The following is a 12,862-nucleotide window of genomic DNA, read 5'->3' on the forward strand; positions in this document are numbered from 1 at the left end:
TTTGTCGTTCTAAAACCTCACATGCTGTTGGCAGTGTTAGACTGTAGCAGCCCACTCATGTAGCGCGGCGATTAGCGGTGCCCACTCTGTTGGCGTTTTTACCTGCATGCGGATAAATCCCTTTTCTGTTCCCGGAATATTGTCGCAAAGTCGAACCAGAATATTACGGTTCAAAAGGTACTCGTAAAACTGTGCGCCGAGTTCAGGATTCTTCAGTCGGCAAAAGAGATAATTCACTCCGTTAAAGATTGCATCTGACGCAAAGACGTCAGTTGAGCGAACCGCATCTGTAAACTCTTTTCGATACGCAAACAGTGCAGGTAGGCGTTCTCTGTAGTTCGCAATATTTTCAAGAAATTTGATTCCGGCTTTCTGGGCAGACGCAGTAACTGTCCATGGCATTTTTCCCTGCTGAAGATGGCTGATGGTGTCAGCATCGCTCACGGCATAGCCAAGTCGCACTCCTGTGCAGTAAAAAAACTTTGTGAAGCTGTGGATGGTAATCAGGGATGTGCCGCTGTTGCACCAGCTTTTGTACAAGCTGGATTCGGTTGCAGCATACTCCGGTGTTCCATGCAGGAATTCACGGTAGGTTGAGTCAATCAGTATATATGGGCTGTGAATTGCTTGTAAAAGTTTCTGCATGTCAGGATAGGTGACAGTTGCAGGGTTGTTAGGGCAGCATAGCACTACAAGGTCATATTCGCCGGATTTAGCAAGATCGGCAGGATCAGGGGTAAAGTTGGTATCAGATGTGCATGTAAGCACATCGTGTTCTTGCGCAAAGACCGCACATGCTTTTTCGTACTCCGAGAACATTGGGCCGATAAGAAGCACTTTCTTCGGTTTAATCTGCTGAAATGTAAGAAATATTATTTCAGTAGATCCATGGCCGACAATAATTTCGTCATGCGATACCGCTTCATGTTCTGCTATGGCAGTCGTTAATTCGACAGCCCAGGTGTCAGGATAATGGTTATAGTCACTGTACGCACCTTGGGGGTCTGAAAAGAGTATTTCTTCTGTGAGGTCTTGGCACAATGAGTTCGCATTGCTCGAAAAATCGGCAATAGTATCAGGTGTTGCACCTGCTTCGCGGGCGATACGAAAAATCTCACCCCCGTGAGCACCTTGCTGTTTGTGTGTTGCGGAATCTGTCATTGTTATGAATATGCTCCGGTAGTTGCGGTAGTAGCTTGCTGCTGCAGATGCAGCGAGTGATGCGGGTATACTTTAAGTGTGTTTTTTTTGAAAGAGGCACGCGGGTCTGCCGGCAGAACAACACTTTGCTAATTTGATAAATTTATGGCAAAGTTGGCCGCTGTTTAACTTCAGTTTTTTTGATGTCACCATAGAGGATTGCATGTCATCAAGACGTATACTTTTTCTTGCACCGGCTACTTCGATTACTCGTATTTTTCCTCAGCTTAAAGACGCAGGTTTTGAAGTAGGACTTGCGGAAAATTATAAAGGCGCGCTTGCATTTATTGCAAAGTCACGTCCTGATGTAATTTTTTCTCGTCCTTCCCTATCCGGATATTCCGTGGAAGAACTGCTTTCTGCTGCCGAAGCAGATGCAGACTTCCCGTCTATTGTTGTGTTTTCTGATAAAGGAAATGCGAGTGAAGCTGAAAAATATCTTCAAATGGGTGCACATGATTATTGGCTTGAACCGCTTCTGGTTGAAAAAATATGTGCGGTAGTCCCTGAACAGGGGCAAAAGCCGAAAGCTGTACCGCCAACTTCCACGTTGGGTGGGAATAAACCAGTTATTCCTGTTGCGGAAAAGGGGCCGAAAATCATCGGCTCGAATCGTGCCATGCAACGTGTACTTGCCCTTGCACGGCAGGTTGCGCCTTCAAAAGCAACCGTTTTGATCTCCGGAGAGTCCGGTACCGGTAAAGAAATGTTCTCCCGCTACCTTCATGCTCATTCTGACCGTGCAGATAATCCTTTTATTGCAGTGAACTGCGCAGCTTTGCCGGAACACTTGCTAGAAAGCGAACTTTTCGGGCATGAAAAGGGTTCATTCACCGGTGCTATTTCGCGTAAGCTCGGAAAGTTTGAGTTGGCTAACAACGGCACAATTCTTCTGGACGAGATTTCAGAAATGGATCTGGCGCTGCAGGCGAAACTGCTGCGTGTTCTTCAGGAAGGTGAACTTGACCGTGTCGGTGGAACCGAGACGATCAAAGTGAATGTCAGAGTTTTGGCAACCACAAACCGCCATCTTGAAGACTGGGTCAAGGAAGGTCAGTTCCGTCAGGATTTGTACTTCCGTCTGAATGTTATTCCGTTGAAGCTTCCTGCGCTTTCAGAGCGCGGTGACGACGTTATCGAGCTCGCGAAATTTTTCATCGAAATGTATACAAAGGAATACGCACTTCCGGCTGCGCAGGTCTCTTCTGAAGCGGTTTCCTGGCTTACTACCTATGAGTGGCCGGGTAACGTGCGAGAACTGCAAAACCTTATGGAACGCGCAGTACTGCTTGCAGGCGGCAATGTGATTGAACCATGTCACTTCCTGCTTGATCCTGATAACTGGCCGCTTTTCGAAGACGAGGGTACTGAAGAGTGCGCAGCAACTGGTACGGACGAAGGTTCTGCCAGTGGAGATTGCAGTAACTTCAGCGGCAGTGTTATTCCTATTCATGAGATGGAGCGCATACTTATTTTGAAAGGCTTGGAGCAGACATCGGGCAACCGTACGCAGGCAGCAGACCTGCTCGGGATTTCTGTTCGAACCTTGCGTAATAAGCTGAATGAGTACCGTAGTCAGGGAATGGAAATTCCTTAGACACAGACACACACTCAACCGTACTGACAGGGGATGGATTCGTTGTTCTTCGCAGATAGGTTGGAATCCGGCAGGAAGCTGACGGATGGACTATCTATGTGACTAACAAGATCGTGTTAAACTGAATGGGAAACCATTCGTAGCGAAAGGGGAACAAGGGATGCCACAGAACGTAACGCAAAAAATTATTTCCAGTCATCTGGTCTCTGGGAATATGAGCGCAGGCAGCGAAATTGAGCTGCGTATTGACCAGACTCTCACACAGGATGCCACGGGTACCATGGCATGCCTGCAATTTGAAGCACTTGGTGTAGACCGTGTAAAAACAGACTTGTCTGTAAGCTACGTTGATCACAACACTCTGCAGATGGGGTTCAGAAACCCTGACGATCATCGTTATCTCAAAACGGTTGCAGAAAAGTACGGCATGGTGTTTTCACCTGCTGGAACTGGCATCTGTCACCAGCTTCATTTAGAAAATTTTGGTAAACCGGGTGCAACTCTGGTTGGTTCTGACAGCCACACTCCGACCGCAGGCGGCCTAGGCTCGCTTGCAATGGGAGCAGGTGGACTGTCCGTTGCGTTGGCAATGGCAGGGGAACCATACACCATTACTATGCCGAAAGTTGTTCGCGTCTACCTTGAAGGCGAACTTACCGGCTGGGCATCTGCAAAAGATGTCATTCTGCACCTTTTGGGCAAGCTCACTGTAAAAGGCGGCGTAGGTAAGGTTTTTGAATACGCAGGCCCCGGTGTTGCTTCCCTTTCCGTACCTGAACGAGCTGTAATTACCAATATGGGAGCAGAGCTCGGCGCCACTACTTCTATCTTTCCGAGTGATGAAAACACTCGCGAATTCCTTACCCGCATGGATCGTCCGCAGGACTGGACAGAACTTGTTGCGGACGAAGGCGCAGCGTACGACGAAGAAATTCGCATTACACTCAATGACCTTGAACCGCTTGCGGCAAAACCGCATATGCCGGATCAGGTTGTTACTGTTGCCAGCCTTGCTGGTACAAAAGTTAATCAGGTTGCTATCGGTTCCTGTACAAACTCTTCCTATGCAGACCTTGCCTCAGTGGCGAACTTGTTTGCTGGCAAGCATGTAAAGTTTGAAACCGATACCCTTATCAGCCCCGGCTCCAAGCAGGTGCTGAAAATGCTTACCCGCGAGGGCTTGCTTGAGAATATTATCGATTCTGGAGCACGCCTTTTAGAGTGTTCTTGCGGGCCTTGTATCGGAATGGGCGGTTCTCCTGTTTCAGAAGGTGTGTCAGTGCGCACGTTCAACAGAAACTTTGAAGGACGCTCCGGTACCAAGGATGCACAGGTGTATCTTGTGAGCCCATTGACTGCGGCTATGGCTGCATTACATGGAGAGTTCACAGACCCTGCAACATGGGGCAAAGCCCCGCAGGTTCCGGTACTGCCGGACACAATCCCGTCTATTCGGGATCAGTTTATTTTCCCGCCGGAAGATGGTTCGGCTGTTGAAGTTGTGCGCGGGCCGAATATTGTGCCGCTTGAACAGTTCGCAGCAGTTGACGCTGACATTGAAGCCAATGTACTCATCGTGGCCGAAGATAATATAACTACTGACCATATCATGCCTGCCGGAGCTGTTATCACAGCGTTACGTTCTAATGTACCGGCAATCAGTGAACATGTATTTGAGCGTATGGATGCATCGTTTGCTACACGCGCAAAAAGTATCACTAACGGCATTATCGTTGCCGGTGAAAACTATGGTCAGGGGTCTTCAAGGGAACATGCAGCGCTTGCTCCGCGTCATTTAGGTGTGCGGGCTGTTGTTGCGAAGTCTTTTGCACGCATCCATCGCGCAAACCTTGTAAACTTCGGAATTCTGCCGCTTATGCTGGTAGATAAGGAAGCATATGCAGAGTTTGCGCAGGAGCAATCCGTTACTATTCCGGCGCTTGCGCTTAAGCCCGGAGAGCCGGTCGAGCTTGTTTTGCAGACAGGATCGCGTGTATCTGTGACAAACGATTTGACGCAAAAGGAACTGGACATAATTAGAGCAGGGGGTCTGCTCAATTACGTTCGCTTCTCTAAAAGGCGTGAAGCCTAGGCGTGGGCTTCACCATATCCTCATAGAAAAGAAGGATGTAACGTATGTTGGATTCTATTCGGCAAAATTCCCAATCCTGGGGTGTAAAACTTGCCTTTGCTCTCATAGTTGTTGTGTTTGTGTTCTGGGGTGTAGGCTCCATGAACGGCCCTTCAAACTCAGCTGTGATGGCTACTGTTAACGATACTGCTATTATGATGCCTGAGTTCAAGCGAGCATATGAACTTCAGATGAGTGCCATTAAAGCACGTTTTCCTGGTATTGACGAAGCTCAGTTCAAACAGCTGAGAATCGGTCAGCAGGTTATGCAGGGTCTTATTGCCCGTACTCTCCTGCTTCAGGAAGCTGAGCGTCTTGGTATGACTGTTACTCCTGTGGAGTTGAAAACAGAAATCGCATCTATTCCTCTGTTCCAGAATGCTCAGGGCAAGTTCGATCCTGAAGTGTACAAGCAGATGCTTGCTGCACAGGGAATGTCTGCCGGTACCTTTGAACGTCAGTTCAAAGAGGATCTGCTTACAAAAAAGGTTCGTGAAAATGCAGCACTGTCTGCAAGCGTTTCCGATGAAGAAGCTCGCGATGCGTTTGTGTATGCCAGTGAAAAACGTTCTATGGATTACATTATGTACTCCGCAGTTGATTTCCTTAAAAAGGCAACTGTAACAGACGAAGAAATCAAAGCATTCTACGACAAAAACCTTGGCCGTTACGCTGTACCTGCAAAAGTAACAGTTAAGTACCTTGCTATTACTCCAGCTGGTCTTGCTGCTACTGTTGCTGTAGATGAAGCTGCTGCAGAAGCATACTACGAAGAGAATAAAGAATCTTTCCGTACGAAAGATCAGGCTGATGCCAGCCATATTCTCATCAAGCTTGATGAAAATGCATCTGAAAAAGAAGTGGCTGCAGCAACTGCTAAAATTGAAAAAGTACTCAAGCTTGCCCGCAGTGGTAAAGACTTTGGCAAGCTTGCTAAGAAATACTCTGAAGGTCCTTCCGCCCCTACCGGTGGCGAGCTTGGCACCTTTGGTCGCGGTCAGATGGTTAAGCCGTTTGAAGACGCAGTATTCAGCATGAAAGCGGGCGATATCTCTGAGCCTGTGCGTACCCGTTTTGGTCTGCACATTATCAAGCTCAATAAAGTAGAGAAAGCACGCGTTCCTGCTTTTGCAGAAGTAAAAGCAGACGTTACGAAAAAGCTTGCTGAAAGCGAAGCAGCTGACAAGGTTACTCCAACTCTTGATGCTGTGATGGAATTGATGCTTTCCGGTAAGTCTCTCGAAGATATCGCAAAAGAACAGGATCTGGCTCTTGTCGGTTCTCCTGAATTCTCCCGCGATCAGGCTCAGGTAGTAATCGGCGTAGCTCCTGATGCAGTTGAAGAGCTTTTCGCTGTTCCTGCGGGTACTACAGTTGATACTCCGCTTGAATCTAATGACGGGTACATCATTGCTCGTGTTGAAGACTCCAAGCCTGAGTCTACCATGCCGCTTGCTGACGTATCAGCTTCCATTAAAGAGCAGCTCGTTGCGGAAAAAGCTGTTGAGCTTGCTTTCGAAGCAGCAAAAGCAGCTTCTGCAAAAGTGCTTGCTGGTGATGTTGCTGGACAGCCAAAAGTAAAAACAACTCCATTTGTAGACCGCCAGGGCTTTGTTCCTGGTATCGGTTCTGCCAGCGATGTTGTGAAAGCTGTATTCGATACCACAGAGAAGAAGTGGATGGGACCTTACAAAACAGCTGCTGGCGCGGTATTCGTTCGTCTTGCTAAAACTGACGAGCCTACTGATGAAGCATGGCAGGCTGCAAAAGGTGACGTACACAAAGCACTTCTTGAGCGTAAGAAGCAGCAGATGGAACAGAGCTTTGTAAAGTCTCTTGCGGATAAAGCAGAGATTAAAATCAAGAACAATGAATTGATTGACCAGCTCTAGTTCTCATCGAACGATAGATTCAAAAAGCCCCTCTTTGAGGGGCTTTTTTTATGTCTGAATCCAGGCTGGAACTGTCCCCTTTTCCTGTGATACACTGAAAGCCAGTAGTCGGAAGAAGGAGTGGTCATGAAGAGAACAACATACTTTGTCCGTCCATACGACGGAAAATGGAAAGTAAAAAAAGAAGGAGCAGAAAGGGAGTTCTGCACCTGCGCTACACGAGTTGAGGGATTGCAAATAGCGCGCGAGCTTGCGGGTGATTCAGCACCTGCACAGATTATTATAGAGAAAGAGGATGGAACCATTGTGCAAGAGTGGGTGCATAGTAATCATTCAGTATGGTCAGGGAATAAACTGGAGCACCGTTCTGGGCGGAACCGTTTGAGAAAGTGAATATAAATACTATATTGGTGTGGAAGGTGAAAGCCAAGGTTGAGTGAAGGCGCATTTATAACGGTAAATGCTCCCATTATAGGTAAAGGTGACAGCAAGCATGGCAGAATGCCTGAATCAGAATGGTTTTGAATCCATGCGGCACAGAATCTTACAGATGAGGTGTTTTTTTATAGCATCGGTCTATACGGAGGAGTGTATGCAGTACCATATCCATATAAAAAAAATGGCCAGCGGGGACTATGAGGTGCACAAAGAAAACTGTGAGTGGTGCCCCCCGCAGGATCAGTTACTACCAGTGGGTGAATTCCCAACGGCAGAAGAGGCTTTGAAGTCTGCCAAAAAACAGTTTCCGGAGGCAAACGGCTGCCATCACTGCCTGCCGGATCATTATAAACTGCGATGAAAATTTTTAGGCTCTCCTGAGCAACTTGAGTTCAGGAGAGCCTTTTTTTATTTGTCATAGTCAGGCTTGAATTTCTTGATGAACTGGGAGTCAATGTAGTCCTTAATGAAAAATGCCGGCTTGCCGTTAAAGCTGATGCCGAATTTGTGCAGAACTCCCGTGTTTTCACCAGTATTGTAGATAAGCAAGTAGTCGCCGCCGGGCTGGAATTCCTGAAGCGGTTTGTCGTTAAGGCGGGCAATGACGTTGTCATTAAGTACCTGATTTTGGCGAACCGCGTATACACCTACTTTATCCAACGGTTTAGGCTGGTAGCATATACAATCTCCGCCCCCGAAGATATTGTCGTATTGTGTGTTTTGCAGATACTTGTTTACAAGCAATCCGCCATCATCACCATGCGGTATGCGTGAAGGTTCAAAAAGTGGTCGCGGGCGCACGCCCATTGCTACAAAGATAATATCATCTTCATAGGTAGTGCCGTCGGCAAGAGTAACCTTTCCGGTGGATACATGAGAGACGTATTCCCCTCCAACAAGCTGCACTCCGTGGTTGCGCAAGACTGTCATAGCTTGATTGCGAACCTTGTCCGGAACCCTCTTCATAAAGCTTTTACCGTGGTAGAGGCGCACAGTAGCATCTGCTCCGGCTTCTTTTGCAGCAGCAAGAGCATTACCTGCAACTTCAACACCTGCAGGCCCTCCACCAACAACACCAATAGTAAGATTCTTTTTGCCAGCCAGTTCGAAGATTCGCTTACGGCCTTCAAGTAGCTTTTCAATGGGCTTTACGGTGTAGACATCTTTGGAGTCAGGTTCAATAATATCATCCACAATAGAGCTGCCTGTATTGAACGAAGCTACATCATACGTAAGCTCTTTGCCGGATGCTAGTTTGATGACCTGTTTGTCAGGATCAATTCCAACACACTTGTCCACATGGAACGTAGCTCCTTGCTCCTCGCACATCCGTTGAACAGGGAAACTGATCTCTTCAGGAGAATACGTTCCTCCAAGCATGCCAGGTCCCATTCCTGAATAGTAATGTCGTTCACCCGGCCCGATAACATCCACGGTGTGTCCCTGTTCTATCACGTTGCTGATATTGGTCATCAGCGTCATATGGGCGTGTCCTGCGCCTACGAGTACGAGTTTGGCCATAGCTAGCTCCTTTTATCGCTGCGCTGCGTACAGAGAGTCCATTACTGCTGCCAGACTGTTAAGGTGTGCTTTTTCTTCTGAGGCGATCTGCAACAGGGCTTTTTTTGCTGCTTCAGACGGTGCCTTATCAGCTGCTCGCATGTACAAGTCCATTGCCTGCCCTTCTACGGACATGGCAAATTCAATGATGTCCAGAGGCTTTTCCATATCTGAACCGAGTCTGGCAATATACTCAGCAGTGGTCAGGCCACCTTCAAATGCACCGTCTGCGTCAATATTTTCCGGAAAACTGTTTCCAGTAAGTTCTGTGTATTGTGAGATTACATTGGCTTTGTGTTTGGCTTCGATGGATGCAAGTTTCTGGAACAGTGAAGCTGCTTCCTGATTTGAAACACGGGCTGCCATATCAGTGTAAAACTCTCCCAGTGCCAACTCCATGCGGTAGGCAATAAGCAATACTTCTTCCAGAGATTCAAGGCCGTTGAATAGTTCAAGCCCTTGGTCATATGTGCCTATACTTTCCCAGCCTTCCCAAATATTGAACCCGCCGGTAAGGTTATAGACCTGATGAAATTCCTGACCGGAAAGAAGCTGCGCTGCAACTCTGCTGCGCCCGCCGATTGCACAGTACACCATAACAGGTTTGGCTTTATCCAGCTCTGTGGCTCTGTCCAGAAGTTCACCAAGAGGGATATGCTTTGCACCCGCTATATGCCCGTCGTCATACTCAGCAGGTTGACGTACATCCACAAGCTGGATGGACTCATCAGCAGCAAGCATGTCCAATGCTTTTTCACTCGAGACGGACTCTACAGGGGTAAGAAATTGCTTCCAGCGCATATATTCCTCCATGGTGTTTGCACCCAAGTAACATTTATCAGGATGAATTCTCAATAACTTAGATCAAGAAAGTGGGAAGTGATTGCTAGGTTGGTGTGACGGCAAGAAGGAGCCTGTGATAGATTCAGATTGATGACAAACCTGCGGATGGAGTGTGGCGTAACACCCAGAATGGACGCATGAGGTAGAGTGTTACGAATTTTTCACGCACAGGGCACAGGTTTGCCTCAATCTGCACTATAGTTAGGAAGCTATGCCACTAGCTGCACAGGGCTGAGCTACTTGTCTTCATTAAGATCTTTGTGGCAGAACCACCAATCAAAGCCTTCGTGTGTATCCAACCGGACTTTGGCGTCATCAATAGTCTGCGCAGGCGGGATGATAACACGGTCACCGATAAGTTCGTTAACAGGCCAGTTTGCAGGCATAGCAACCTTGTTACGGTCAGAGGTCTGCAAAGCGCGGATGGTACGGAGAATTTCATCAATGTTGCGTCCGATTTCCTGCGGATAGTAGAAAATTGTGCGGACAAGCCCGTCTGGATCAATGAAAAATACAGCGCGGACAGTGTTAGTGCCTTTACCCGGATGAATCATACCCAGTTTTTCGGCAACTTCACCAAAGTCTGCAATGACTGGGAATGTGATTTCAACACCTGTCTGCTCTTTTATCCACTCCATCCACTTAATGTGTGAGAAAATTTGATCCATTGACAGGCCAACGAGTTTGCAATTCAGCTCGTCAAATTCTTTAATACGTTTTTGCAGCCCTACAAATTCTGTGGTGCACACAGGGGTAAAATCAGCAGGGTGACTGAAAAGGACAAACCAGTTTCCCTTTAAATCATCAGGGAGGGTCATGGTTCCTTTAGTTGTTTTTACAGTAACTTGTGGTAACGGGTCGCCAAGTAAAGGAAATAGTGTATCCATAAAAAACTCCTGTGATAATAGAAATCATTACTAAGAATATTAATTGCACGAATTTCCAGATAATTACCAGCAAAAAAAGCTGCATATTCATTTTTAATGTTATTTTATTGAAATAGCGTGTAACAAAGCACCATAATGACATAAATTCTACGAACGGGGTTTGATATATGAATCTGTCTAAAGATGTTTTGTTCTTCACTGACCAGCTCTCGAACGGCGTAATGATTTTTTCACCTGAGTGTGAAGTCATCTATACAAACCCTGCTGCCCGCAGCATGTGGAATCATGAGTCACACAGTGTACTTGAAGGGTTTGCCACTGGAACAGGCGAAAAAACTATTTCACAGTATGAACACCCGGTTATGCAGGCTATCCAGTCCAATCGTTCCGTATCGCAAACCTTGCTGCGTAAGCGGGCGCAGAATGAAAGCATGCCCCAATGGGTCAAGATGACAGCAAATCCGATTCAGGAGTCCGGACAGCTGAAATATGTGCTGCTTTCGTTGGAGGATGTGACCCAGAGTAAGCATGTTTCGGATATCTTAGCGTCCCGTTCTTATATGCTCGATCAGCTGGACGTAGTGGACTCCACGACCGGATTGTATAATTCACGGTATGTACCTGTATTGCTCGAACGAACTGTGTCAGATGTTAACAAACTGGATATTCCGTTAAGCGTGTGCGTCTTTGATATTGATCACTTTACTCGTCTGAATGAGGCGCAGGGCAGACAATGCGGCGATGAGGTTCTGCGGTATCTTGCTGCGTTGCTTGGCAGCCATATGCATGAAGGCGATGTTATGGCGCGAACCGGTGGCGGTGAGTTTTTAGTGTTGCTGCCTTCCTGCAGTGCCGGAGAAGCTCTGGAGCGAATGGAAGTATTCAGTGCACAGCTTCGTAGTGCAGCCTTACCTTGCGCAATTCGTCCAATCACAGTGAGCGGAGGAATTGCGGAAATGGCAGATAATGAAAAAGGCGCACAAGTTGTGGAACGTGCTGACAGCCTGCTGTACCTTGCAAAGCTGGATGGGCGCGATAAGTTTCTTACAGAGGATGCTGTGTAGGCGTTTGTTGTTCATGCTCTAAAAACTGTCGGTTAATTATGAACAGTCAATTTTGATGCGCTGTATCCTGAGGGATGCAGCGCTTTTTTTATAAAATAGGATGTGTAGTAGTGGAATGTTACCACAGGAGTGTTGAACTGAGATAAATAGGAGGAAGGTTGTCATTTGATGAATATCATTTTTCCCTCCCCCTAGCTATTCTAAACAGATGAGGAACAGAAGTATGTCCGAAAAATTATTAATTATTTGTGGTGATTTTGTTGAAGATTATGAACTGATGGTACCGTTTCAGGCTCTTCAGGCAATGGGATATACTGTGGATGCGGTGTGCCCTGAGAAAAAGCAGGGCGATATGGTAGCAACTGCTATTCACGATTTTGAAGGACATCAGACATATACAGAAAAGCCGGGGCATAACTTTATGTTGAATAAAGATTTCGACAAGGTTGATGTCGGTGACTATGCAGGGCTTGTCGTTCCTGGTGGTCGTGCTCCTGAATATCTTCGTTTGAATGAAGAGGTTCTGGAAATTGTGCGTCAGTTTGAGGCAGAGAAAAAGCCGATTGCTGCTATTTGTCACGGTCCTCAGTTACTTGCTGCTGCCGGTGTTTTGAAAGGAAAAAAAGTTTCTGCCTATCCTGCATGTTCTCCAGAAGTAGCTGCTGTAGGCGGTGAATACTGCGAGATTGCACTTGATAGTGCTGTAACAGACGGAAATCTTGTAACAGCACCTGCATGGCCTGCTCATCCTGCGTGGATTAAGCAGTTTGTTGCGTTACTTGGATAACCACTTGTTGTTATAGCAGCTGCATGAAAGTTTTCTGGATTGGGGTAGAAAAAGTATAGGAAACGCTGTATCTGTTTTCTATCCCAACCTAGAAAAGGAGTATCTTTCGTGTGCCGTATTTACGCTTCCACTCCTAAAGAGGAGTATGTGCAGAAGACCCGTTCAATACGCATTAACGGAGTTGTTACCAGCATCCGGCTTGAGGTGCGTTTCTGGCGTATCCTGGAAAGTATATCTGAACGGGAAGGGGTGACAGTAGGGGCGTTTCTGTCAACGCTCTATAATGAAGCAACAGTGTATGGGTGCGAGGTGAATAACTTTGCATCACTGTTACGGGTTGTTTGTATCACTTCTTTAGAAACAGAGTGTATTGACCGGTCATGTGCATAAGGTGTGCGTGGCATCGGTCTTGTTTCAAAGGTAGATCTGTTACTGACTTTTGTATGAGAAAAATCCCCCGCCT

The 12,862-nt window shown here is 46.9% G+C and carries 11 protein-coding genes; 7 read left to right on the forward strand and 4 right to left on the reverse strand.

Translation table 11 applies throughout. The annotated features are described in order from the left end of the window. Positions 1-36: 36 nt before the first annotated feature. Positions 37-1,161 (reverse strand): pyridoxal phosphate-dependent aminotransferase, encoded by a 1,125-nt coding sequence (locus SP90_RS06965; protein WP_066853961.1) that lies wholly within the window; start codon positions 1,159-1,161, stop codon positions 37-39. 202 nt (positions 1,162-1,363) lie between these two features. Here SP90_RS06965 and SP90_RS06970 point away from each other — a divergent pair, with 202 nt between their 5' ends. From SP90_RS06970 to SP90_RS06985, 4 genes are all read left to right on the forward strand, one after another. Beyond that, the gene (locus tag SP90_RS06970) at positions 1,364-2,797 is read left to right on the forward strand and encodes a sigma-54-dependent transcriptional regulator (protein ID WP_066853963.1); all 1,434 of its coding nucleotides are present in this window, start codon (positions 1,364-1,366) and stop codon (positions 2,795-2,797) included. A gap of 160 nt (positions 2,798-2,957) precedes the next feature. Beyond that, complete coding sequence (locus tag SP90_RS06975) at positions 2,958-4,889, forward strand: aconitate hydratase (RefSeq protein WP_066853964.1); 1,932 nt, start codon at positions 2,958-2,960, stop codon at positions 4,887-4,889. Between the two features lie 44 nt (positions 4,890-4,933). Next, on the forward strand, positions 4,934-6,820 hold the full coding sequence (locus tag SP90_RS06980; RefSeq protein ID WP_066853965.1) for a peptidylprolyl isomerase: 1,887 nt from the start codon (positions 4,934-4,936) through the stop codon (positions 6,818-6,820). Between the two features lie 126 nt (positions 6,821-6,946). Next, positions 6,947-7,213 carry a DUF2188 domain-containing protein gene (locus tag SP90_RS06985; protein ID WP_066853966.1) on the forward strand — a complete coding sequence of 89 codons (267 nt, stop codon included), beginning with the start codon at positions 6,947-6,949 and terminating at the stop codon, positions 7,211-7,213. 453 nt (positions 7,214-7,666) lie between these two features. On the opposite strand, the gene SP90_RS06995 is transcribed toward SP90_RS06985, so the two are convergent. The 3 genes from SP90_RS06995 to SP90_RS07005 form a co-directional block, all read right to left on the reverse strand. Further along, positions 7,667-8,779 carry an NAD(P)/FAD-dependent oxidoreductase gene (locus tag SP90_RS06995; protein WP_066853969.1) on the reverse strand — a complete coding sequence of 371 codons (1,113 nt, stop codon included), beginning with the start codon at positions 8,777-8,779 and terminating at the stop codon, positions 7,667-7,669. Between the two features lie 12 nt (positions 8,780-8,791). Next, positions 8,792-9,619 carry a rhodanese-like domain-containing protein gene (locus tag SP90_RS07000; RefSeq protein WP_066853971.1) on the reverse strand — a complete coding sequence of 276 codons (828 nt, stop codon included), beginning with the start codon at positions 9,617-9,619 and terminating at the stop codon, positions 8,792-8,794. A gap of 278 nt (positions 9,620-9,897) precedes the next feature. Then, positions 9,898-10,548, reverse strand: coding sequence for a peroxiredoxin (locus SP90_RS07005; protein ID WP_066853973.1), 651 nt, complete (start codon positions 10,546-10,548; stop codon positions 9,898-9,900). A 167-nt stretch (positions 10,549-10,715) separates the two neighbouring features. Between SP90_RS07005 and SP90_RS07010 the strand changes: the two genes are divergently transcribed. The 3 genes from SP90_RS07010 (at position 10,716) to SP90_RS07020 (ending at position 12,789) form a co-directional block, all read left to right on the forward strand. Next, the gene (locus SP90_RS07010) at positions 10,716-11,612 is read left to right on the forward strand and encodes a sensor domain-containing diguanylate cyclase (protein WP_066853975.1); all 897 of its coding nucleotides are present in this window, start codon (positions 10,716-10,718) and stop codon (positions 11,610-11,612) included. A gap of 223 nt (positions 11,613-11,835) precedes the next feature. Further along, on the forward strand, positions 11,836-12,399 hold the full coding sequence (locus tag SP90_RS07015) for a DJ-1/PfpI family protein (RefSeq protein ID WP_066853977.1): 564 nt from the start codon (positions 11,836-11,838) through the stop codon (positions 12,397-12,399). A gap of 108 nt (positions 12,400-12,507) precedes the next feature. Next, entirely contained in the window at positions 12,508-12,789 is a 282-nt protein-coding gene (locus tag SP90_RS07020; RefSeq protein WP_066853979.1) for a ribbon-helix-helix domain-containing protein, read from the forward strand. The last annotated feature ends 73 nt before the right edge of the window (positions 12,790-12,862 follow it).

It is taken from the genome of Halodesulfovibrio spirochaetisodalis (genome assembly GCF_001672295.1).
GTDB classification, from domain to species: Bacteria; Desulfobacterota; Desulfovibrionia; order Desulfovibrionales; family Desulfovibrionaceae; genus Halodesulfovibrio; species Halodesulfovibrio spirochaetisodalis.